20 protein-coding genes are annotated in these 21,715 nt (G+C 66.2%); 12 read left to right on the forward strand and 8 right to left on the reverse strand.

Features of this window, described 5'->3' with window-relative positions:
- Positions 1-14: 14 nt before the first annotated feature.
- Positions 15-728 (reverse strand): hypothetical protein, encoded by a 714-nt coding sequence (locus HL671_RS15645; RefSeq protein ID WP_172236929.1) that lies wholly within the window; start codon positions 726-728, stop codon positions 15-17.
- Positions 729-856: 128 nt separating this feature from the next.
- Here HL671_RS15645 and HL671_RS15650 point away from each other — a divergent pair, with 128 nt between their 5' ends.
- From HL671_RS15650 to HL671_RS15670, 5 genes are all read left to right on the forward strand, one after another.
- Positions 857-1,528 (forward strand): HAD family hydrolase, encoded by a 672-nt coding sequence (locus tag HL671_RS15650; RefSeq protein ID WP_012047022.1) that lies wholly within the window; start codon positions 857-859, stop codon positions 1,526-1,528.
- A gap of 178 nt (positions 1,529-1,706) precedes the next feature.
- Positions 1,707-3,686, forward strand: a complete 1,980-nt coding sequence (locus HL671_RS15655; RefSeq protein ID WP_172236930.1) for an SPFH domain-containing protein — start codon at positions 1,707-1,709, stop codon at positions 3,684-3,686.
- A gap of 633 nt (positions 3,687-4,319) precedes the next feature.
- Positions 4,320-5,174: a dienelactone hydrolase family protein gene (locus HL671_RS15660; RefSeq protein ID WP_172236931.1), complete on the forward strand. Its 855-nt coding sequence runs from the start codon at positions 4,320-4,322 to the stop codon at positions 5,172-5,174.
- Between the two features lie 218 nt (positions 5,175-5,392).
- Complete coding sequence (locus tag HL671_RS15665) at positions 5,393-6,187, forward strand: dienelactone hydrolase family protein (protein WP_012047018.1); 795 nt, start codon at positions 5,393-5,395, stop codon at positions 6,185-6,187.
- 36 nt (positions 6,188-6,223) lie between these two features.
- Positions 6,224-7,054: a type 1 glutamine amidotransferase gene (locus tag HL671_RS15670; protein ID WP_172236932.1), complete on the forward strand. Its 831-nt coding sequence runs from the start codon at positions 6,224-6,226 to the stop codon at positions 7,052-7,054.
- A 10-nt stretch (positions 7,055-7,064) separates the two neighbouring features.
- Here HL671_RS15670 and HL671_RS15675 read toward each other — a convergent pair whose 3' ends face one another.
- A complete protein-coding gene (locus HL671_RS15675; RefSeq protein ID WP_012047016.1) occupies positions 7,065-7,775 on the reverse strand; it encodes an LrgB family protein in 711 nt (236 codons plus the stop codon).
- Positions 7,750-8,169, reverse strand: a complete 420-nt coding sequence (locus HL671_RS15680) for a CidA/LrgA family protein (protein WP_172236933.1) — start codon at positions 8,167-8,169, stop codon at positions 7,750-7,752. The genes HL671_RS15675 and HL671_RS15680 overlap by 26 nt, the downstream gene beginning before the upstream one ends.
- A gap of 105 nt (positions 8,170-8,274) precedes the next feature.
- Here HL671_RS15680 and HL671_RS15685 point away from each other — a divergent pair, with 105 nt between their 5' ends.
- The 4 genes from HL671_RS15685 to HL671_RS15700 all read left to right on the forward strand — a co-directional run bounded on the left by HL671_RS15685 (position 8,275) and on the right by HL671_RS15700 (position 13,374).
- Positions 8,275-9,156, forward strand: a complete 882-nt coding sequence (locus HL671_RS15685) for a LysR family transcriptional regulator (protein ID WP_012047014.1) — start codon at positions 8,275-8,277, stop codon at positions 9,154-9,156.
- A gap of 341 nt (positions 9,157-9,497) precedes the next feature.
- A complete protein-coding gene (locus tag HL671_RS15690; RefSeq protein WP_012047013.1) occupies positions 9,498-10,325 on the forward strand; it encodes a class II glutamine amidotransferase in 828 nt (275 codons plus the stop codon).
- Positions 10,326-10,349: 24 nt separating this feature from the next.
- A complete protein-coding gene (locus HL671_RS15695) occupies positions 10,350-12,122 on the forward strand; it encodes an N-acetylglutaminylglutamine amidotransferase (protein ID WP_041751063.1) in 1,773 nt (590 codons plus the stop codon).
- A 19-nt stretch (positions 12,123-12,141) separates the two neighbouring features.
- Positions 12,142-13,374: a carboxylate-amine ligase gene (locus HL671_RS15700; protein WP_012047011.1), complete on the forward strand. Its 1,233-nt coding sequence runs from the start codon at positions 12,142-12,144 to the stop codon at positions 13,372-13,374.
- Positions 13,375-13,377: 3 nt separating this feature from the next.
- On the opposite strand, the gene HL671_RS15705 is transcribed toward HL671_RS15700, so the two are convergent.
- The 3 genes from HL671_RS15705 to HL671_RS15715 form a co-directional block, all read right to left on the reverse strand.
- The gene (locus HL671_RS15705; RefSeq protein WP_172236934.1) at positions 13,378-14,580 is read right to left on the reverse strand and encodes an amidohydrolase family protein; all 1,203 of its coding nucleotides are present in this window, start codon (positions 14,578-14,580) and stop codon (positions 13,378-13,380) included.
- A gap of 114 nt (positions 14,581-14,694) precedes the next feature.
- Positions 14,695-15,327, reverse strand: a complete 633-nt coding sequence (locus tag HL671_RS15710) for an alpha/beta hydrolase (protein ID WP_172236935.1) — start codon at positions 15,325-15,327, stop codon at positions 14,695-14,697.
- On the reverse strand, positions 15,324-16,262 hold the full coding sequence (locus tag HL671_RS15715; protein ID WP_172236936.1) for a ring-cleaving dioxygenase: 939 nt from the start codon (positions 16,260-16,262) through the stop codon (positions 15,324-15,326). The genes HL671_RS15710 and HL671_RS15715 overlap by 4 nt, the downstream gene beginning before the upstream one ends.
- Positions 16,263-16,398: 136 nt before the next feature.
- Between HL671_RS15715 and HL671_RS15720 the strand changes: the two genes are divergently transcribed.
- From HL671_RS15720 to puuE, 3 genes are all read left to right on the forward strand, one after another.
- The gene (locus HL671_RS15720; RefSeq protein ID WP_172236937.1) at positions 16,399-17,292 is read left to right on the forward strand and encodes a LysR family transcriptional regulator; all 894 of its coding nucleotides are present in this window, start codon (positions 16,399-16,401) and stop codon (positions 17,290-17,292) included.
- A 91-nt stretch (positions 17,293-17,383) separates the two neighbouring features.
- Positions 17,384-17,740, forward strand: a complete 357-nt coding sequence (uraH, locus tag HL671_RS15725) for a hydroxyisourate hydrolase (protein ID WP_012047006.1) — start codon at positions 17,384-17,386, stop codon at positions 17,738-17,740.
- A 5-nt stretch (positions 17,741-17,745) separates the two neighbouring features.
- On the forward strand, positions 17,746-19,173 hold the full coding sequence (gene puuE / locus HL671_RS15730; protein ID WP_012047005.1) for an allantoinase PuuE: 1,428 nt from the start codon (positions 17,746-17,748) through the stop codon (positions 19,171-19,173).
- On the opposite strand, the gene HL671_RS15735 is transcribed toward puuE, so the two are convergent.
- Positions 19,133-20,518: an amidase gene (locus HL671_RS15735; protein WP_172236938.1), complete on the reverse strand. Its 1,386-nt coding sequence runs from the start codon at positions 20,516-20,518 to the stop codon at positions 19,133-19,135. The two genes, puuE and HL671_RS15735, sit on opposite strands and share 41 nt — an antisense overlap.
- Complete coding sequence (locus tag HL671_RS15740; protein ID WP_172236939.1) at positions 20,505-21,698, reverse strand: MFS transporter; 1,194 nt, start codon at positions 21,696-21,698, stop codon at positions 20,505-20,507. The genes HL671_RS15735 and HL671_RS15740 overlap by 14 nt, the downstream gene beginning before the upstream one ends.
- Positions 21,699-21,715: the final 17 nt, after the last annotated feature.

Raw genomic sequence — 21,715 nt, forward strand, 5'->3', positions numbered from 1 at the left:
CGCGGAACGCGGGCTCAGTCGAGCCCTTCCTGGGCGGTCGCCCGCCGTTTCATCCAGCCATGGCCGAAAAAGGCCAGCAGCGCCGCGGCGGCGAGCATGATCCAGATCGAGGGCATTTTCGAGCGGGTGCCGCCGCTGGATTCGCCCACCGTGATCGAGTCCTGGGCCCTGCCCGGCTCGGTCATCGACACCAGCCGCATGTCGACCACTTCGGTCGCGCGGCGCATGTCGGCCAAGGCGGAGGGCATGGTCGGGGTCGAGTCGGCCGCAAACAGCGGGCCGGTCGGCGCGCCGCCGGGATCGTCGGCGGCGACCTCGGTCTTCGGCGGCTCCATCGCCGACTGGGCGGCGTGGCTGCCAGCGGGCAACTGGGCGAACGAATTCAGGTTGGCCGGCCGGTGCGTCTTCGGCGGATGCTGCGGCATTCGCTCCTGCCGCTCCACCTTGTCGGCGCTCGCCGTCTTCTTGCGGGGAACGTGCTGCGGCACAGCGACCCGCACTTGCGGCCGCGCATAAGAGGGGTTGGTGATGGCCAGCATGCGGTTGGACCAGGACATATAGGCCTTGCAGAGATCGCTGCAGTACTGCTCGTTGACGGTCTCGCTGCTGGCCGACGCAGCTTGCGCCGGACCGCTTGTGAGAAGGGCAATTGTCGAGACCACGGCTGCGACGCCGCCGAGCCTCACGAAGGACTTTGAATGAGACGTCGCGCTGAAATGGTTGATCATCAATTTCCCCCGTCGCGGTTTCACGCCGTTTGGGAGATAACGACAGTCGCTATGGTCGATAGTTGGATCAGATCGCGTCAACTTCCGGATCAGATGCGGTCAAATTTTCGGATTCGAGGAGCTTCTCCATGCGACAGCGAGCGCTGTTGTTCGATATCGACGGCACGCTGGCCGACACCGATGCGCTGCACATCCAGGCCTTCAATGCCGTCTTTGGGCGATATGGCCACATCTTCGACCGGGCGCGGGCCGCGCGGGAGCTGCTGGGGCGCTCGAATGCGTCGATCGGCGCCGAGTTTCTGCCGGACGAGCCGCCGGAGCGGCGTGCCGAAATCATGGCGCAGAAGGAGGCGGTGTTTCGCAGCCTCGCCGCCGGCGAGGTGCAGCCATTGCCGGGCCTGATGACGCTGCTCGATCATGCCGAGGCGGCGGCGATCCCCGTGGTCGCCGTCACCAACGCGCCGCGCGCCAATGCCGAAATGATCCTGCACGGGCTCGGGATTGCGGCTCGGTTTCGCGCCGTCATCATCGGCGACGAGCTGCCGCACGGCAAGCCGCACCCGCTGCCCTATCTCGAAGGGATGCGCGCGGTCGGGGCCGCCCCCGATCGCTCGCTCGCCTTCGAGGATTCCCGGGCCGGCATCACCGCGGCGAATGCCGCGGGCCTCGTCACGGTCGGCATGCGCAGCAATCTCGGCCATGACGATCTGATCGCCGCCGGCGCTGCGCTCACGGCGGCGGCCTTCGACGAGCCGGAGGTGCTGGCGCTGGTGACGATGCGGCTCGGCGCAGGCGCCTGAGTCGCCCGATCGTGGTGCAGGTTCAAACCGAGCAGGCGAAATAATTCGGCGACGATGGTCTTTGAAATGTCCAGGGGATGCCTAGCTCCTCGCCCGCCGACATCGAACGGCATGATCGCGCGAGGTGACAGCGCGGCGGCAGGAGCCGCCCCGGCCGCGCGCGACTTGGAGATCCCTCATGGACATCACCACTCTGATCCAGCCGGCCCTCGCGGCCGGGGCGATCATTGCGCTGCTTGCGTTGCTGAAGCTTTCCAACGTCATCCGCTACATTCCGAACAACCAGGTCGGGATTGTCGAGAAACTATGGACGCCGCGCGGCTCCGTGGCTGACGGGTTCATTGCGCTGAACGGCGAGGCTGGCTTCGAGCCGGAAGTGTTGCGCGGCGGCCTGCACCTGTTCTTCCCCTTCATGTACCGCATCCATCGCTCCGACCTCGTCACCGTGGGTCAGGGCAAGATCGCCTATGTCTTTGCCCGTGACGGCGCGCCGCTCGGCGCCTCGCAGGTGCTGGGCGCCAACGACAGCGATGACAAGAGCGATTTCCAGGACGCGCGTCGCTTCCTGCGCGCCGGCGGCCAGAAGGGCCCGCAGCGCAAGATCCTGCGCGAGGGCACCTATGCGATCAACACCACGCAGTTCGCCATCATCACCGACGAGCGCGTCTACGGCCATGCCTTGAGCGAGCAGGAGCGTGTCGTGCTCGACGCGATGCAACTGACGATCGCCGAGCGCTGGGGCTTCACACCCGTCATCCTGGCGGCTGATCATGACCTCGTCGGCATCGTCACCGTGCATGACGGTCCGTCGCTGCCGCCCGGCGAGATCATCGCGCCGGAGGTCGGTACCGACCTGCATGACGACGGCACCTTTCACAACAACTTCCAGGAGCCGGAGAAATTTCTCGCCGCCGGCGGGCATCGCGGCCGCCAGCTGCAGGTCATCGTCGAGGGCACCTGGTACATCAACCGGCTGTTTGCCACCGTGGAGAATGTGCCGAAGACCATCATCCCGGTCGGCAATGTCGGCGTCGTGATCTTCTACACCGGCCCGCGCACGGCTGACGTGTCGGGCGAGCAGTATCGCCATGGCGAACTGGTCGGCAATGGCGGCCGCGGCGTCTGGAAGGATCCGCTGCTGCCGGGAAAATATGCGTTCAACACCTATGCCGGCAAGATCGAGATCATTCCGACCGTCAACTTCATCCTGAAATGGGTGCGCGGCGAGGTCGGCGCGATGAAGCTCGATGAAAATCTGTCGGAGATCTCGCTGATCACCAAGGACGCGTTCGAGCCGACCTTGCCGCTCTCGGTCGTGATGCACATCGACTACAAGAAGGCGCCGATGATCATTCAACGCTTCGGCGACGTGAAGAAGCTGGTCGAACAGACGCTCGATCCGATGGTCAGCGCGTTCTTCAAGAACGTCGCGCAGAAGATGACCCTGATCGAATTGCTGCAGAATCGCGCCGCGATCCAGGAGGAGTCGGCGGCCGAGATGAAGGTGAAGTTCGAAGGCTATTCGCTCGAGCTGCAGGAGGTCTTGATCGGCACGCCGCGCGCGGCACCAGGCGATCAGACGATCGAGAACATCCTGATCCAGCTGCGTATGCGCCAGGTCGCACGCGAGCAGGTCGAGACCTTCCAGGAACAGGAGAAGGCCGCGATCCAGGAGCGCACCTTGAACGAAGCGAAGGCGACCGCGGCAGCCCAGGCCGCGCTGACCCAGTCACTGATCCAGATCCGCGTCAACGAGAATGAGGGCGCGGCCGCGCTGGCCCGTGCGCAAAAGGATGCCGAGACACGCAAGGTCACGGCAGCTGCCGTCGGCGAACAATCGCGACTGGAAGGCCAGGGCGAGGCCGATCGCGCGCTGGCGGTCGGCGCGGCCAGCGCGCAGGCGACCAAGCTCGCGGTCGATGCCTATGGCGGGCCGGAGTTCCGGCTGGCCGAGCAGAACTTCGCCAAGTTCGCCGAGGCGCTGACCCGGATCAACCAGCCGCTGGTGCCGCAATTCCTGATGTCGGGCGGGCCGGGACAGGAGAGCGGCAGTTCGGGGCTGATCCCGACGGCGATGCTAAGCTCGATGTTCGGCCGCATGATGCCGGAGGCGCTGGAGCAATTGAAGCGCGAGGCACCGCGCGCCGCGCGTCAGTAGCAGGGAACAGGGTGGGACGGCGAGCTGACATGTCGCTGACATCGGACAACAGCTTGCCGTCACCGCCCGTGCGCCATGGTCGGATCGAAGGCGGCCGATGCATCGGCTGCCATGAGATCAAGGTGAGACGCATGCGCAAATTGCTGATCGTGACCGGTCCGTCGGAGGAACCGTTTCGAGTGATGCTGCCAACCGATGACGGCCCATCGGCGGCCAGCCCGCGCGGCCGCCGGGTGCGCACTGGACGTCCAGCCGGGCGCGCGGACCGCTTGCAGCGCTCGCCGCGGCGGTTGCGCTGGGCGTATCCCTCACGGGCCATTGCGGCGGTGCTCAGGAGCCTGAGGACGATGCTGCAGGCGCTGCTGCCGACAGAGAGCCAGGACGTTGCCGACAGTCATTCGGTGAGGCGAGAGGCCGCGGGCGAGCCGCGGCTGCGTCTGGTTCGCGATTGCGGCTCGTCTCTTGCGTCGGCGGCACGTCCGAGCGCCTGCGCTGACATCGTTCGGGACGTGCCGACGCAGCGCCGTCGCGCGTATTACCGTCGCAGTTCGCGTGTGAGATGAAGCGCACCGCGCTGGATTCCGGAGGCCGTTTGGATCATGCTGGCGCTGCAACTCGCGAGGGCTGTGTGCCATGCAAGGGTCGAAATGGATCGTCGCGTGTCTGCTGACTGTCGTGTCGCTGATCCAAGGCGCGGCGGCCCAGACGGCCGATCAGCACGTCACCTTCGACACTGCGCCTTATGTTCTTGGCCAAATCCAGCGGCGTCTCGCGCTCGAGCGCGGCGAGATGGTTGTGGCGACCGGCCAGACGATCGACGGCTATCTGTCCAAGCCGGAGGGGGACGGCCCGTTCGCAGCGATCGTCTATCTGCACGGCTGCGCCGGGCTCGGTGATCGCGCCCGTCAGTACTTCTCGCGTTTGTTGACGGGGTGGGGCTATGTCGTGCTGGCCGTCGACAGCTTCCGGCCGCGCGGACTTGCGCAGGCCTGCGACCGCCCGATGCCGGATCGCAATGCCGATGCCTGGGGCGCGCTCACGTATCTCGCGTCGCTTCCGTTCGTCGACCGCTCGCGCATCGGCCTGGTCGGCTCATCCCAAGGCGGCATCGTCACGCTACGGCTCGTTTCCAAGCATGACGTCAAGATCTACGAGCTGCCCGATGATCTGACTTTCAAGGTTGCGGTCGCCTACTATCCGCGGTGCAGCTCCGCGCGGCGTTGGCTCGTAGTGCCGACGCTCATCCTGATCGGCGACAAGGATGACTGGACACCCGCGGCGAATTGCGAGCAGTGGCTGTCGCTGCAACCGGACCAGGGCGCTCCTGTCAGGCTGGAGGTCTATCCCGGCGCCTATCACGCCTTCGATTTTCCCTGGCTGGCATCGGGCCGGTCCAATTTCGGGCACTGGCTGCAATATGACGCCGATGCCGCCGGCCGCTCGGTCGCAGAGATGCACGATTTTCTCTCGACGCATTTGAGCAGATGATTGTCAACGATGTCCTCATCGCGTGAGGCTGGATCCCTGTGACCTGCTGCACATGGCAGGCGGGCCTGCATGGGGAGCCCGCGTTGGCGTCATCTTGTGCCGGCTGCCATGCCGTGGGATTGAGGGGCCTTCCGGCGCTGAATTCGTCGGAGCGCGCTCAACGCACGAGGTCTGGACTGATCATGTTCTCTTGCCGCTCTCTGCTCGCTGGGGTCGCGATGCTGCTCTCTGCCGCGTCTTTCGCGGCCGACGCGCCGGGCACGATCAAGGGCACGGTGCTGGAGCCCTCGCCGGAGAATCTCGCGCTGACCTGGACCAAGGCCAATCTCGTCCTGCCGGCTTCGCTCGCGGGCGGGCGGCGCTGGGAAGGCCGTGCCGAGGATGCGCCCGACGTGATCGGCATCGTGCCACTGGTGGTCGTGATGCACGGCTCCAGCGGCGTGGCGCCGGCGATCAAGGAGTTTCAGACCTGGCTGGCCGACGAACTCGGCGCCGCCTCGGTCGCTCCCGACAGCCTCGCGATCCCGGACCGGCTGACCTATACCTCGCCGGTCGATGTCGACACCTATGAGCGTGTCCATACCTTGCGGCTGGCCGAGCTGGAGAACGCGTTGAAGGCGTCGCGCGACTGGAGCTGGGTCGACCGGCAGCGGACCCTGCTGGCCGGCAGCAGCGAGGGCGCGGTGGCGGTTGGCCGCTACGCCGGCAAGGACGTCGCTGCCCGGCTGATCTATTCGTGGTCCTGTGAGGACAACTACTTCGTCACCGCGCCCCGGCTCGGCATCGGGCCGAAGGAGCCGGTGCTGAATGCGATCTCGGCGCGCGATCCTTATTTCTCGGGTGCCAATCCCTGGAACAAGGACCGCGCCGTCACCGGCTCCTGCGCGGCGGCGCTGAAGGATGATCCGAAGGCGGAGGTGATGGTGCTGGATGCTGACGTGCATACGATCCTGAACCGGCCGGAGGTGCGCGAGCGGACGGCGCAATTCCTGCGCGGTGTCTTGAATCCTTGAGGCGGCCGCATCCATGAACGTTCGGAGAGCGAAAACGTGCTGAGATTGCTCGTCCTCGAAGGCAACTCACTTGCCGGCCGGCGCCGCTGGGCGGAGATCGCGGGGCATACGCCATCTGAGAGCTATGCCGATGTGCTTCGCGCGCTGGCGCCGGAGGCGGTGGTCGACATCGCCACGCCAGCCGACGCCGATGCGCAGTTGCCGCAGCCGATCGATGCCTATCAGGGCATCGTCATCACCGGTTCCGCGCTCAACATCTATCAGCGCGAGCCGGAAGCGCTGCGGCAGATCGAGCTGGTGCGCACGATCTTCGCCCAGGGCGTGCCGATGTTCGGCTCATGCTGGGGCCTGCAGCTCGCCACGGTGGCGGCCGGCGGCGAGGTGTCGCTCAATCCTGCCGGCCGCGAGGTCGGTTTCGCGCGCAAGATCGCGCTGACGGAGGCGGGCCGCGCTCATCGCCTGCATGCTGCGCGCGGCAGCGTGTTCGATGCGCCGGCCATCCACAGCGATATCGTGACCCGGCTGCCGCCGGATGCGACCGTGACGGCGCGCAACGGCATGAGCGAGGTGCAGGCCGCAGAGATCAGATACGGGCGCGGTCGCTTCTGGGGCGTGCAGTATCATCCCGAGTTCAGCTTCCAGGACGTTGCCTGGGTGATCAGCCGTATCGGACAGCCGCTGGTCGATGAAGGCTTCTTCGCCGATCTGGCCGAGCTGGAGCGTTACGCGGCAGATCTCGCGACGCTACATCGCGACCGCGGTAGGCGGGATGTTCTGTGGCGGCTCGGGCTCGATCAGGACGTGGCCGACGATGCGCTGCGCCAAGCCGAGATCAGCAACTGGCTGGCCTCACTCGATCGGCGCTGAGTTCGCTGGCTCACTTCATGAACTGGATGATGAGCGGCGCCAGCGCCACGTTCATCAGCCCGACCAGCACCATCACGAGGCCCGCGATGGCGCCTTCCTCGCGTCCGATCTGGTGTGCGCGCGCTGTTCCCGCGCCATGCGCGCCCACGCCGAACAGCGCGCCCTTGGCGAGCGTCGAGCGAAGCGGCAGCCGTGCCAGCACGATGTCGCCGACAGCGGCGCCGATGATGCCGGTGAGCACGACGAACACTGCGGTCAGGTCAGGAATGCCGCCGATCTCGCCGGAGACTTCCATCGCGAACGGCGTGCTCATCGAGCGCGGCAGCAGGCTCAGCCGCAGCTCGCCGTCGATGCCGAGCACATAGGCCAATGCCCAGCTGGTCGCGACGGCGGTGAGGCTGCCGGCAACCATGCCGGCGAGCAGCAGCGGCCAGCGGCGGCGAATCAGCGCCCGCTGCTCATAGATCGGCACGGCAAAGGCGACGGTCGCTGGGCCCAGCAGCGCAACCAGCCAATGCGTGCCGCGGATGTAGTCACGATAGGAGACGTTGAGCGCGAGCGCCGCGATCATCAGCAGCGCCGGCGCGACAGCGAGCGGCATCAGCCACCAGCGCGGCCAGCGCCGGTGCACCCGCTTGGCCAGCAGGTACAGCAGGATCGTCGCCAGCGACCAGACCGCAGCCTGGACCAGCGGTTCACGCCACAGCGCTGCCAGCGTCATGATGCTCGGTCCAACGATAGCAGAGATCCACGGTGAGAGCGGTCACGCACATCACGGCGGTGGTGCTCACGACGATGACGGCAAAGATCTTCAAGCCGAGCAGCCCGAACAGCTCGCGATGATCGAGCAGCGCCAGCACCGCCGGCACGAAGAACAGCAGCATCTCGGCCAGCATCCAGTTGGCGCCCCGCTTCATGCTGGCCACCTTGAGCCCGCCTGCGAGGAACAGCGCGAGCGCCAGGGCCATGCCAATGATACCGCCGGGCAGCGGCAGGCCGGTGGCCCGCGCGACCGCCTCGCCAGCGGCCCAGAACACGCCGAGCAGGCCAAGCTGCGCCAGCTGGTTGCGGCGGAGGAGGCGGTGCGCCTGAAGAAGAATGCTGCGTTGCGTCATGATGGGGGGTCCGAAGTCAGCCGTCGCAGAAGAGGATATGTCGCAATGCAGCATGTACAAAATGAATTGGTTGAATAATCTTCAGTCGAATTTGGAATGCTGAGGATGGAACTCAGGACGCTCAGGGCCTTCGTCGAGGTCGTCCGCCAAGGCGGTTTCTCGCAGGCCGCCAAGGTGGTCTTCGCGACCCAGTCGACCGTCAGCAAGGCGGTCAAGCAGCTTGAGGACGAACTCGGTCTGCCCCTGCTGGACCGGCTCGGCCATAAGAGCCGCATGACCGCGGCCGGGGAGATCGTCTATCGCCGCGCGATCCGGCTGCTTGCCGAACGAGACGACCTGCAGGCGGAGCTTGAGGAACTCAAGGGATTGAAGCGGGGCGTGCTGCGGCTCGGCCTGCCGCCGATCGGCTCCAGCACACTGTTCGCGCCGCTGTTTGCGCTGTATCGCCAGCTTTATCCCGATATCGAGATCCGGCTGGTCGAGCACGGCAGCGACCGCCTCAGCGAGTTGCTCGCCGCCGGTGAAATCGACTTCGCAGGCCTGCTGCCGCCGATCGCCGATGAGTTCGCGGCCCAGGTGGTACGCCGAGAGCCGCTGATGGCCCTGGTCTCGGTCGATCATCCGCTGGCACAGCGTGACGCCGTGACGTTGGCCGATTTGCGCGAGACTCCGTTCGTGCTGTTCGAAGCCGGCTTCGCGCTCAACCGGATCATCCGCGAGGCCTGTCGCCGCAACGGCTTCGAGCCAGTGGTGGCGGCGCGCAGCACCCAGATCGACTTCATCGCCGAGCTTGCCGGCGCTGGACTCGGCATCGCCTTCCTGCCGCGCATGATTGCGACCCAGCGCACGCAGGTGCCGATCAGTCTCGTCCTGCTCGACGAGCCGGGTACGGAATGGACCCTGTCGATGGCTTGGCGCCGCGGCGCCTATCTGTCGCCCGCGGCCGCGGCTTGGCTCAGACTGGTCCGCGAACGCGGCGAGGCGTGAGCGACAGCGCGACGATGTCGCGCGTTGTTTGCGGTGGAACGTGGGGCGAGACATTGGTTATCGCGCCCGGTGCCCGGCTAGGGCCCGCGACGGCAGACTGGGACGTGGCGCATAGCGCACGGCTGATACTGACGATCAGCGTTCCGCGCGGCGTGGAACCGGGCCGTCCCGCAAGGCGTTTCCGCCAGCCCCACAATCAGCAGGAGACGCCAGCAGTGAGCAAATCCCCGCTTTCCACCTGCGAACACAGCCCGGATCAAGACGTTCGTCCGGCGTGATCAGCCAATCGCATGCCGCCATGACGGCCGGTTCGACGCCCCCCTCCGCATTGGAGCATCACGATGTGCCGCTGGATCGCCTATCGCGGAGAAACAACCGCCTTCGAGCATTATGTGACGGAGCCCGAGCATTCGCTGGTTACGCAGAGCATCCGTGCGCTCGAATCGACCGCAGGCACCAATGGCGATGGCTTTGGCCTCGGCTGGTACGGCGATCATCCGGAGCCAGGTCTCTATCGCGAGACCCGGCCGGCATGGTCGGACGAGAACCTGCGTTATCTGTGCCGGCATCTGCACTCGCACCTTTTCTTCGCGCATGTGCGCGCCGCGACAGGCACGGCGGTGACACGGCAGAATTGCCACCCATTCGCCTGTGGCCGGTGGCTGTTCATGCACAATGGCTTTGTCGGCAGCTGGAACAGGCTGCGCCGCAAGGTGGAGGCGATGATTCCCGATGCGCTGTATCCGTCGCGCCTCGGCACCACGGATTCCGAGGCGGTCTTCCTCGCGATCGTCGGCGCCGGCATCGATCAGGACCCGATCGGCGCGACGCGCAAGGTGCTCGGGTCACTTTGTCAGCTCGTCAACCAGGACGGGCTTCGCGAGCACCTGCGCTTCACGTCGGCTTTGTCGAATGGCCACGATCTCTACGCGTTCCGATTCGCCGCGAATGATCGCGCCAATTCGCTCTACTATCGCGAGGACGGCGACCAAGTGATCGCGGTGTCGGAGCCCTATGACAGGGAGCCGGACTGGATCGAGGTGCCCCCCGATCATGTGCTGGTGGCGCGCGCGTCCTGCGCTGCCGAGATCGTTCCGCTATTTGCCGCAGGCACTGCTGGTCTTGATGCGGAACGCAAGCGATCACAGAGGGTTGTCGGAGACCTATAGAACAATGGAGTTGGATGTCCTGCGATGTGCGGCATTTGTGGTGAAGTCAGATATTCCTCCCCGCCGTTGCTGCACGCGCTGAGCCGCATGAACGATGCGATGCAGGCGCGGGGTCCCGATGCAGCTGGGCTCTACGTGCAAGGCGGGGTTGCCCTCGGCCATCGCCGGCTCAGCATCCTCGATCTGTCCGCTGCCGCCCAGCAGCCGATGATCGATGCGGCGTTCGGGCTCGGCATTGTCTTCAACGGCTGCATCTACAACTTCCGTGAACTCCGGACCGAACTCCAGGCCAAGGGCTATCGTTTCTTCTCGGACGGCGACACCGAGGTCATCCTCAAGTCCTATCATGCGTGGGGCAAGGGTTGTGTGCAGCGCTTCAAGGGCATGTTCGCCTTCGCGCTATGGGAACGTGACAGCGGCCGCGTGGTGCTGGCACGCGACCGGCTCGGCATCAAGCCGCTGTATTATGCCGAGGGCGCGGGCTTCTTCCGCTTCGCCTCGTCGATGCCCGCACTGCTCGCAGCTGGTGATGTCGATACATCCCTGGACCCTACGGCGCTGCATCACTTCTTCAGCTTTCACGCTGCGGTCCCGGCGCCGCGGACGATCCTCAACGGCGTGAAGAAGCTTGCGCCCGCGACGTTGCTCACGATCGATCCCGACGGAACGCAGCATCGCGAGCGTTATTGGAGTTTCAATGTGGGCGAGCAGCGCCCGACCGATCGGGCGATGAGTCAGGAGGAATGGTCGGATGCGTTGCTCGATGAGATGACCGTGGCGGTCGACCGCCGTCGCGTCGCCGACGTGCCGGTGGGCGTGCTGCTGTCCGGCGGCCTCGATTCATCCCTGCTGGTCGCCCTGCTGTCCAAGCTGGGACACCAAGATATCCGCACTTTCTCGATTGGCTTCGATGCGGTGGACGAGCATAGCGGTGACGAGTTCCGCTACTCGGACATCATCGCGCGAACCTTCGGCACCGATCACGAGCAGATCAGGATCGGCGGGGATCGCGCGCTCGAGGCGTTGCCGAATGCCATCGCAGCGATGTCGGAGCCGATGGTCAGCCATGACAGTGTCGCCTTCTATCTGCTGTCGTCGGAAGTGGCGAAGCGCGTCAAGGTGGTCCAGAGCGGGCAGGGCGCCGACGAGGTGTTCGGCGGTTACAGCTGGTATCCCGGATTCCTCGCGGCGAATGACGCCGTCCATCAGTATCAGAACGCCTATTTCGACTGGCAGCATGGTGATCTGCGGCGCTTGCTCGCTCCGGATCTCCTCGGCGACGATGTGAGCCTTGAGCTCGTCGAGCGCTTCTTTGCAGATCATGCCGGCGTCTCTGCGGTCGACAAGGTGCTGCAGATCGACACCGAAATCATGATGGTGGACGACCCTGTGAAACGGGTCGACAACATGACCATGGCGTTCGGGCTCGAAGCCCGCGTACCGTTCCTCGATCACGAGGTCGTCGAGCTCGCCGCGCGCATGCCAGCCGAGCTGAAGGTGACGCATGGCGGCAAGCATATCCTGAAAGAGGCGGCACGCCGTTGCGTGCCGGCGGAGGTGATCGACCGTCCCAAGGGCTACTTCCCGGTGCCGTCCTTGCGTTATCTGCGCGGGCCGTTTCTCGCTTATGTGCGGGACGTGCTGAGCGATGAGAAGGCGCGCAGCCGCGGGCTCTACCAGCGCGATTTCATCGATCACATGCTGCAAAACCCTGAAGCCGAAATGAGCCCGAAAGGGCATTCGCGGCTGTGGCAGGCGGGCCTGCTCGAAGCCTGGCTGCAAACCCACGGCCTCTGAGTCTGACAGGATCGATCACATGGGATTGGACCCGAGAATACTCGAACGGCTCAGGTTGGGCCTGAGCGACGACGAACGGCGCCTGGTGATCCGCTCGGCTACCGGCGGCGAGGACGTCACCGAATATTCCTTCGGCATCGAGGAGGAGTACTTCCTGGCGGATGCGAGGACGCTGGACGTCGCGATCCGCACGCCGGATGACCTGTTCGAGGCGGCGAACTGGTCGACTGGCGGACAGGCGATGCGCGAGATGCTGCAGGCGCAGATCGAGGTCGCGACCAATGTGCATGTCGATTCGCGGGACGCCCGCGAGGAGCTGAAATTCCTGCGCCGTGAGGTCGCCAGCGTGGCCGGCCAATATGGGCTCACGATTCTGGCCTGTTCGACGCATCCCACCGCCATGTGGCGCAGCTCGCAGCCGACCCCGAGACCACGCTACGCGGAGATGATGGAGGATCTCCGCATCGTCGGCCAGCGCAACATGCTGTGCGGGATGCATGTGCATGTCCAGTTGCCGGATAGCGAGCGTCGCTTCGCGGTGATGCGCGCGATGATTCCCTATATCCCGGTGTTCATCGCTCTGTCGGCATCCTCGCCGTTCTGGAATTCACGCGAGACCGGGCTGAAGGGCTATCGGCTTGCGGCCTATGACGAGCTGCCGCGCACCGGCCTGCCGGAGCTGTTCACCTCGAAGCCGGAGTACGACCGCTATGTTGCGGCGCTGACACGGTCGGGTGTGATGCCGGACGAAAGCCATGTCTGGTGGGCGATGCGGCCGTCGCTGCGGCACCCGACCCTGGAATTGCGCGCTCCCGACGTCTGCACGTCGGTCGACGACGCCGTGGCGGTCGCGTCGCTGTATCGGGCCTTGGCGCGCCATCTTTATCTCCATCCGGACCTCGCCGATGCCGTGGGCAATGTCGAGCGCGCGATCGCGGTCGAGAACAAATGGCGGGCGCAGCGCTACGGCACCGACTGCCTGTTCGTCGCCGAGGAGGGGCCCGTTACCGGGCAGGAGATCCTGAACCGGATGATCGCCGACATCGCGCCGCATGCGGAGGCGCTCGACTGCCTCGCCGAGGTCGAACGTTGCCGCACCATCATGCAGTTCGGCAGCTCCGCTGACTATCAACTGCAGGCCTATCGCGAGTCCGGTGGCGAATTGTCGGCAGTCCTGCGCTGGATCGAAGTGGCAACCGTGTCGCGCTCCGATCCCCCGCGCACACACGCGCCGGTCGAACCGGCGCAGTGACGCTCACCGCGGCCGGAGGACGCGGCCGTCGCGCGCGACCAGGCGGCCATCCTTGTAGACGGAGCGTCCTTTCGGGACAGCCACCACCGCCTCGGGAACGTGCTCCGCGTCGAGCGTGACGAAGTCGGCGCGGGCGCCGACATTCAGGCCATACCCCGCAAGGCGCAGGGCCTTGGCGCCCGCCGCGGTGACGAGGTCGAAGGCGATGCGCAGCTCCTCGTCCACATAGAAGCCGGAGCGGTAGCCGACCATCATGGCGCGGTTCAGCAGGTCGCCGTCGCCATAGGGCCACCAGGAATCGCGGATGTTGTCGTTGCCGCTGAACACGGTGACGCCGGCTGCGCGGAGCAGCGCGACAGGTGGAAACGGCCGCGCGCCGGGTGCGTTCGTCATGATGGCAACACCCGAGGTCGCCAGCACATCAGCGATCCTCTTCAGTGCATCTGCCGCGAGATCGCCGAGCGCATAGGCGTGGCTGACCACGACATGGCCCTGCATGCCCAGCACGCGCGTGCGTGCCGCGATCTGCTCCAGCTCGAACAGGCCGAGCATGCCCGGATCGTGCAGATGGATGTCGACGTCGACGCCATGCTTCTGCGCGACGCCGAACACGACGTCGAGATGTTTCTCGACATCGCGGTCGAAGCTGGCCGGATCGAGGCCGCCGACAAGATCCGCGCCGAGCCTGATCGCCTCGTCAAGCAGCTCCGGCGTGCCGGGGCTCTTGAGGATGCCGCTCTGCGGAAACGCCACGAGCTGGATCTCGATCAACTCGCGATATTCGTCGCGCACACGCAGGATGGCTTCGAGTGAATTGAGCCCGACGGAGCCGTCGACCATCACGTGGCTGCGCATGCGCGTGGTGCCATGGCCGATGCAGAGATCGAGCTGGTTGCGGGCGCGCACGTCCATCGGTGCGGCCGCGGCCATGTTTTGTGCCTGGAAGGTAACGCGCTCGTGCACGTCGAAGCCGTTGGTGCATGGCTTGTGCGGCTTCCAGGCATCGCCATAGAAGCTGGTGTCGAGATGGATGTGGCCCTCGACGAAGCCCGGCACGACCAGCGCGCCACCGAGATCGATCACCTCGCGTGCCTCGGGACGCTCAGTTTCGGCGAGGAGAGCGCTGATGCGGCCCTTGTCGACCGCGATGGCGTGGCGCGCGCCTCGATCGAACCGCGCATTGATGAACAGCTTGTCGATGGCCATCACGCAGATCCTTTCTCTCGATCGGCCACAGCATCTCAGCCGTCCTGAGGACGGACTGATGCGGTGGCCGATGAGAGCATTGTCGATCAGGATCGCTCTGCGCCGCAAGCGGCTTCAGGCGGCCATCGCCTGCGGCAATCCGGCGATCCAGTCGCGGGCGAGCGCGATGTCCGGCTGCGACAGCTGATGCCCGGTCGGAAGCGTCGTGTGGGTGACGTCGGCACCGGCATCGATGAGCTGGTTGCACAGCTTTGCCGCGTTGGCGGCGGGCACGATCGGATCGGTCAGGCCCGACAAGATCAGGACCGGCGTGCGCGCCAGCTTCACGGCCGGGGGCTGGTTCAGCGGCACCATGGCGCGGAACAGCACCGCGCCGGCCAGCGCTTGCGGCTGCAGCAGGAGCAGCGCGGCCGCGATGTTGGCTCCGTTGGAATAGCCGACCGCGACCGGCGCGGCGATGCCGTAGTGCCGACGAGCTTCACCGATGAACTCGCCGAGTTCCAGCGCCCGGCGGCGGACGTCGTCCTCGTCGAACACGCCCTCGGCCAGACGGCGGAAGAAGCGCGGCATACCGTGCTCGAGCACCTGGCCGCGCGGCGACAGCAGCGCTGCGCCGGGCGACAGCGTGGCACCGAGCGGCAACAGGTCGTTCTCGTCGCCACCCGTTCCGTGCAGGAGCAGCAGCGGCGCTGCTCCGGTTGCGCTTCCGGGCTGAAAGCGGTGCGTAAAGGACAATGTGGTGGTCACGATGCGGCCTCCTCGAGGTTGGGCAGCACGCCCTCGATCTGCTTGCGATGCGATTCGAGGAAGGCGGGCAGCTTCAGATTGCGTCCGAGTTCGGCGACCGGCTCGTCGACCGCGAAGCCCGGAACGTCGGTGGCGATCTCGAACAGCACGCCGCCCGGCTCACGGAAATAGATCGAGCGGAAATAGTTGCGGTCCTTCTGCTCGGTCGGATGCAGGCCGTGGTGGTCGACCAGCCGCTGCGCCATCACGCTCTGCGCGGCATCGTCCGCCGCGCGGAAGGCGATATGGTGCACCGAGCCGGCGCCCTGCGTGCCGCGCAGAAAGCCCTTGGCTTCGTAGATGTCGACCACGCTGCCTTGCGCGTCGCCCGGCGCTTTGAAGCGGATCACCGAGCCCTCGCGGCCTGTCTCTTCGAAGCCGAACACGTCGGTGAGCACGGCCGCGGTTTTTTCGGCGGAGTCGAGCAGCAGGGTCACGCCATGAAAGCCGCGGATGGCATGCTCGGCCGGGATGTCGCCATGGCTGTAACCAGGCTCGTTCTCCGCACCGGGCACGCCGACCAGCGCCAGAGCCATGCCGTCGGGATCGGTAAAGGGCAGCACGGATTCACCAAAGCGCTTCTCCAGCGCCTCATAGGCGATGCCCTTTTCGGTGAGACGTTGCGTCCAATAGCCGAGCGAGCGTTGCGGTACCCGGAACGCGGTCTGATGCGTTTCGCCGACGCCGCGGCGGCCGGGCCGTACCCCCGCCCAGGGGAAGAAGGTCAGGATGGTGCCGGGGCGGCCGGTCTCGTCGCCGTAATAGAAATGGTAGGTGCCGGGATCGTCGAAATTGACCGTCTTCTTGACGAAGCGCAGGCCGAGGTCGCGGGTGTAGAAGCCGAAATTGCTGATCGGATCGCCGGCAATCGCGGTGACGTGGTGCAGTCCGGGCATGGGGATCTCCTGTCGATCAGGCCCTTCAGGGGCGTTGAAGTCTTGGACAGCAATATCGGTCGGCTTTGATTTGGAGACAATCTGTGCTCTTGTGACGTCTCTGTCTACGATTTGGCGACAATGGCGATCCGGGACGATGGACAAGCTCAGCAGCCTCAGGGCCTTCGTGAAGGTGGTCGAGAGCGGCAGCTTCGCCGAGGCCGGCCGGCAGCTCCGGCTGTCGCGCTCGGCCATCTCCAAATATATCGGCGAGCTGGAGGCGAGCCTCGGCGTGCAGCTGATCGTTCGCACCACGCGCCACGCAAGCCCCACCGAGGCGGGCCAGCTTTATTTCGAGCGGGCGGTCGCGATCCTGGCCGAGCTCGATGCCGCGGATCAAGCCGTCAGCCAGTCGCAGGCGGCGCCGCGCGGGCTGCTGCGGGTCAACGCCCCGATGTCGTTCGGTACCATGCGGCTTGGACCGGTCGTCGCCGAATTCATGCTGCGCTATCCCGAGCTGCAGCTGCAGATCGTGCTCAGCGACGACCTGCTGGACCCGGTGCAGGACGGATTCGACGTCACGTTGCGGATCGCCGAGCTGGAATCGTCGAGCCTGGTTGCGCGCAAGATCATGCCGGTGGAGCGGGTGATCTGTGCCGCACCCGCTTATCTGGCGCAGCATGGCACGCCTGCCAGCCCGGAGCAGCTTCGCCGCCATACCTCGCTCACCTATGGCTTCCTGCTGACCGGCAACCAGTGGAAGCTCACCGGCCCCGACGGCGATCATTGGATTCAGCCGGCCTGGTCGTTATGCGTCAACAACGCCGAAGTGTTGCGCGACGTCGCCATCAAGGGGCAGGGCATCGCGTTGATTCCACGCTTCATCGCCGCAGACGCGCTCGAGAGCGGCGCACTGACCGCGATCCTGGCCGACTACACGGCGCCGCCGCTCGCGCTTTATGCGATCTATCCTCCGACGCGGCACCTGTCGGTGAAGGTGCGGCTGTTCATCGACTTCCTGGTCGAGCGCTTCGGCAGGGAGGCGGGCTGACCAGCCGATAGGCGTCTCGTGAGCGTCAAATCGCCTCGAAGCTTTAACCGGCGGCTGATAATCTTCGGATGGATCGCAGAAGGACATACGCATGGGGCGGCTGAGCACGCATATTCTGGACACGGTGAGGGGCAAGCCTGCCGCCGACGTCGCGATTGACCTCGACAGGCTGGAGCCGGATGGCTCCTGGCGCCGCATCAAGCAGGTCCGGACAAATGCCGATGGGCGGACCGATCAGCCGGTGCTGGCCGGTGACGACCTCGCGAGCGGCACCTATATGCTGACCTTCCACATGGGCGCCTATTTCAAGGCCCATGGGCTCGCCGCGGATGATCCGCTGTTCCTCGACCTGATCCCGCTCCGCTTCGCCGTCGCTGATGCAAGCGCGCACTACCACGTGCCGCTGCTTGCGACGCCCTGGAGCTACTCGACCTATCGCGGGAGCTGACACAGATGAGCGCCGACATCTATCCGCGCGACATGGTCGGTTATGGCCGCACGCCGCCGCATCCACGCTGGCCGGGCGATGCCCGAATCGCCGTGCAGTTCGTGATAAATTACGAGGAGGGCGGCGAGAACAATATCCTGCACGGCGATGCCGCCTCGGAAGCGTTCCTGTCCGAGATCGTCGGCGCGGCGCCCTGGCCGGGCCAGCGTCACATGAACATGGAATCGATCTACGAGTTCGGCGCGCGCGCCGGCTTCTGGCGCCTGTGGCGGATGTTCACCGCGCGCAAGCTGCCGGTCACCGTGTTCGCCATCGCCACCGCCATGGCCCGCAACCCGGACGCCGTGGCCGCGATGAAGGAAGCGGGCTGGGAGATTGCCTCGCACGGGCTGAAATGGATCGACTATCGCGATTTTTCAGAGGCTGAGGAGCGTGCCCATATCGAGCAGGCGATCCGTCTCCACACCGAGCTCACCGGCGCGCGGCCGCTCGGCTTCTATCAGGGGCGCACGTCAGAGCACACGCTGGACATTGTCCTGAACGAGCAGGGCTTCCTCTACAGCGCGGACTCCTACGCCGACGAGCTGCCTTATTGGATCCAGGGGCCGCACGGTCCGCAGCTGATCGTGCCCTACACGCTCGATGCCAATGACATGCGCTTTGCCACGCCGCAGGGCTTCAATTCGGGCGACCAGTTCTTCGCCTATCTGAAGGACAGTTTTGATACGCTTTACGCTGAAGGCACGGACGCGCCGCGCATGATGTCGGTCGGGCTGCATTGCCGCTTGGTCGGCCGCCCCGGGCGCGCGGCCGCGCTGGCGCGCTTCCTCGATTACATCATGAGCCACGACAAGGTCTGGGTCGCGACCCGGCTCGACATCGCCCGGCACTGGATCAAGACACATCCGCCCGATGGCACGTGGCGCCCGTCGCAGATGTCGCGCGTGCTGTTCGTCGAGCGTTACGGCGACATTTTCGAGCATTCGCCCGAGATCGCCGATCGTGCCTATCGTGCGGGCCTGTCGGCGTTCGACGATGCCGCCGACGCGCTGCATACGACGCTCATGAACGTGGTGCGCGGCATGAGCCGCGACGAAAAGCTGAAACTGGTTCGCGCTCATCCGGAACTGGCAGGGCGGGAGGCGCTGGCGGGCGAGATGACGACTGACTCGATCGGCGAGCAGGGCCGGCTCGGCTTCACGTCGCTGTCGCGGGCCGAGTTCGAGCGCGTCGCCGATATCAACCGCCGCTATCGTGACAAGTTCGGCATGCCGCTGATCGTGGCGCTTGCGTTGCATGCCGACCGCGCCTCGGTCATCGCCGAAATGGAGCGGCGGATCAGCAACGACCTGGACACCGAGATCGCCAACGCCGTCGACCAGATCGGCCACATCACGCGGGCGAGGTTGGCGAGGAAGTTCGAGCAGGGCTGAACGAGAGCAGCCGCTCCGCCTGGGCGGCGGCATCCAGCAGCATTCGGTCGCGGCCTCGTGCCGCGATCAGCTGCAGGCCGAATGGCAGGCCGTTTGCATTCTTGCCGCAGGGAATCGAGATCGCCGGCACGCCGGCATGGTTGGCGAACGGCGTGAACACCGCATGCGCGCGGGGCGACGCCGGTTTCCCGCCGATCTCGACGGGGCCGAGTTGCGTGAACGGCCAGGCAACGCAGGGGACGGTTGGCGTCAGCAGCACATCGACATCGGTGAACAAGGCTGCAAATGCGCGTGCGATTCGCGTGCTGGCCTCCAGCGCGCCAGCGACGTCGGCGCCGCTGAGGCCGAGGCCGCGCTCGATCTGCTTGGCAATGTCGGGATCGAATTGCGTGGGATCGCTGCGGAAGGCGTCGCCATGGAGGGCCGCCAGCCCGGCATGCTGGAGCGGCATGACGGCATCCTCGGCCAGCCCTGCAGGCCAGATCGGATCCTTGTCGACGATCGACATGCCACCGGCGCGGAGCCGATCGATCGTCTGCCGCAGTCCGGCGCTTACGTCGTCATCGACCGCGACGTCGAGCCCGAGCCGCGGCGAGAACGCCACGCGCAATGGCTTCCCTTCAACCGCCGAGCAGACATCGAACGAGTCCGGATCGCGCGGATCGGCGCCGGCCATCGCCTCGAAGGCAAGCCGGGCATCGCCAACATCGGCGGCGATCGGGGCGATCACCGAGATGCGCCAGAACGGTTCGGCAAATCCAGGGCCGTAGGGAATCGCGCCATAGGATGGTTTGAAGCCGACCACGCCGACATGCGCGGGTGGTCGGCGGCTCGAGCCGCCCGCATCGGTGCCGATCGCGAGCGGGACGAGGCCCGCCGCAACCGCTGTCGCCGGTCCGCCCGAGGACCCGCCGGGCGTGAGCTGCGGATCCTGCGGATGACGTGTCGGTCCGTACAGAAGCGACGTGGTAACCCCCTTGCAGGCAAACTCGGATGTCGCGCCGATGCCGACAATGACCGCGCCGGCCCGCCGCAGTCGCGCGATGGCTGTCGAATCTTCCGGCGCGGTGAAATCGGCAAACAGCCGCGAGCCTTGCGTGATGCGCCAGCCCTCGGCCCAGACGTTGTCCTTGACCACGACCGGTACGCCGGCGAGCGGCAGCCACTCTCCGGCGGCAACGCGCGCATCGACAGCTCCGGCTGCGGCGCGCGTCCGCTCGGGATCAATCGTGACGACGGCATTGAGATCGCGCGCGGCGGCGATCCGCGCCAGCGCCTGCTCGGCCACGTCTCTCGCGGACGTCTGCCGCTCCGTGACGGCGCGGACGATGTCAGTTGCGCGCATGAGATCGCTCCATCAGCAGCACCGCCGCACCTGCGGCCGCGGTCAATCCGAGCGCAACGAAGCTGCCGCCGAGTCCGACGCGTGGCGTCAGGACGGCGACGAGCGGCGGCGCTGCGACGAGACCGATAAACGAGACGGTGAGCACAGCGCCCGTGGACTCGGCGACGCGCCCGGGCTTGGCGAGGTTGGCGATCTCGGCGATGAACACGCCGTTCCAGCCGCTCGCGGTGAGCCCGAACAGGAAGGCGAGCAGGAGCAGGATCGGCCAGCTCAGCATGGCGCCCCACAGCCCGAGCAGCAGCGCGCAGACCGCCATTCCGACGCCTGCCATCACCAGCACCGCCCGCGCCGAACGTAGCCGCGTCGCGACGACGCCCCAGCCCAGACGCCCCATCAAGCCCGCGCCCTGCGCCGACGCCAGCACCCAGCCGGCCTCGACATGGCTCAGCGCCAGCTCCGACGTGCCGAAGCTGACGAAGCAGGTGTTGAGGATCACCTGCATGCCACTGAACGGGATCGAGGCGACCGCGAGCGATGCCATGCGCGGGTCGGAGCTGACGAGCTGCAGCCGCTGCCGCAGGCCGAGATTCGGCATGGCCGGTATTTTGACCGCGTAGGCCGGTCGTAGCCGCTCGAAGCTGATGAAGCCGATCACCGCGCAGGCGATCACGGCAGCATAGGCTGAGCTGGGCGCGAGGCCGACTGCCAGCGGCGGCAGCAGCAGCGAGCCGATGACCGCGCCGATCTGGCTGCCGGTCTGTCGGATCGAGAACACCATCGCACGCTTCTCAGGCGATACCAGGCGTCCGAGCAGCGCCGAGCTTGCCGGCGTTTCCGGACCGGCCGCAAGTCCGAGCACCAGCCCGGCCCCGAGCAGCGCCCAGCCGTTGCCGAGCGTCGCCAACGACATGCCTGCGCAGACGGCGACCGCGCACAGCGCTGCGACGCGGAGCGAGCCGACCTTCTGCACCAAGGTGCCGCCCCAGAATGATGAGACGAGGCTGACCGCAAAGGCCGCGGTCGAAAACAGCGACAGCTCCTCGACGCTGAGCCCGGCGCGCGGCGCGACCGTGCCCGGCGCGAACAGCGCCAGCGATACCAGCGCCTGCAACGCTGTCATCGCGACCAGGCCGGGCCACAGTCGCGGCGCTGGCGCCGCGGTCGGCTTCGCGTCTATCATGACGAGAGAACCTGATA

Origin of the sequence: Bradyrhizobium denitrificans (genome assembly GCF_013179005.1) — a bacterium.
Lineage (GTDB): Bacteria > Pseudomonadota > Alphaproteobacteria > Rhizobiales > Xanthobacteraceae > Bradyrhizobium > Bradyrhizobium denitrificans.

Bases quoted from the DNA above. Each gene is read 5' to 3' on its own strand.
- HL671_RS15645 (WP_172236929.1), bottom strand. From the start codon at position 728: ATGATCAACCATTTCAGCGCGACGTCTCATTCAAAGTCCTTCGTGAGG.
- HL671_RS15650 (WP_012047022.1), top strand. From the start codon at position 857: ATGCGACAGCGAGCGCTGTTGTTCGATATCGACGGCACGCTGGCCGAC.
- HL671_RS15655 (WP_172236930.1), top strand. From the start codon at position 1,707: ATGGACATCACCACTCTGATCCAGCCGGCCCTCGCGGCCGGGGCGATC.
- HL671_RS15660 (WP_172236931.1), top strand. From the start codon at position 4,320: ATGCAAGGGTCGAAATGGATCGTCGCGTGTCTGCTGACTGTCGTGTCG.
- HL671_RS15665 (WP_012047018.1), top strand. From the start codon at position 5,393: ATGCTGCTCTCTGCCGCGTCTTTCGCGGCCGACGCGCCGGGCACGATC.
- HL671_RS15675 (WP_012047016.1), bottom strand. From the start codon at position 7,775: ATGACGCTGGCAGCGCTGTGGCGTGAACCGCTGGTCCAGGCTGCGGTC.
- HL671_RS15680 (WP_172236933.1), bottom strand. From the start codon at position 8,169: ATGACGCAACGCAGCATTCTTCTTCAGGCGCACCGCCTCCTCCGCCGC.
- HL671_RS15685 (WP_012047014.1), top strand. From the start codon at position 8,275: ATGGAACTCAGGACGCTCAGGGCCTTCGTCGAGGTCGTCCGCCAAGGC.
- HL671_RS15690 (WP_012047013.1), top strand. From the start codon at position 9,498: ATGTGCCGCTGGATCGCCTATCGCGGAGAAACAACCGCCTTCGAGCAT.
- HL671_RS15695 (WP_041751063.1), top strand. From the start codon at position 10,350: ATGTGCGGCATTTGTGGTGAAGTCAGATATTCCTCCCCGCCGTTGCTG.
- HL671_RS15700 (WP_012047011.1), top strand. From the start codon at position 12,142: ATGGGATTGGACCCGAGAATACTCGAACGGCTCAGGTTGGGCCTGAGC.
- HL671_RS15705 (WP_172236934.1), bottom strand. From the start codon at position 14,580: ATGGCCATCGACAAGCTGTTCATCAATGCGCGGTTCGATCGAGGCGCG.
- HL671_RS15715 (WP_172236936.1), bottom strand. From the start codon at position 16,262: ATGCCCGGACTGCACCACGTCACCGCGATTGCCGGCGATCCGATCAGC.
- HL671_RS15720 (WP_172236937.1), top strand. From the start codon at position 16,399: ATGGACAAGCTCAGCAGCCTCAGGGCCTTCGTGAAGGTGGTCGAGAGC.
- uraH (WP_012047006.1), top strand. From the start codon at position 17,384: ATGGGGCGGCTGAGCACGCATATTCTGGACACGGTGAGGGGCAAGCCT.
- puuE (WP_012047005.1), top strand. From the start codon at position 17,746: ATGAGCGCCGACATCTATCCGCGCGACATGGTCGGTTATGGCCGCACG.
- HL671_RS15735 (WP_172236938.1), bottom strand. From the start codon at position 20,518: ATGCGCGCAACTGACATCGTCCGCGCCGTCACGGAGCGGCAGACGTCC.
- HL671_RS15740 (WP_172236939.1), bottom strand. From the start codon at position 21,698: ATGATAGACGCGAAGCCGACCGCGGCGCCAGCGCCGCGACTGTGGCCC.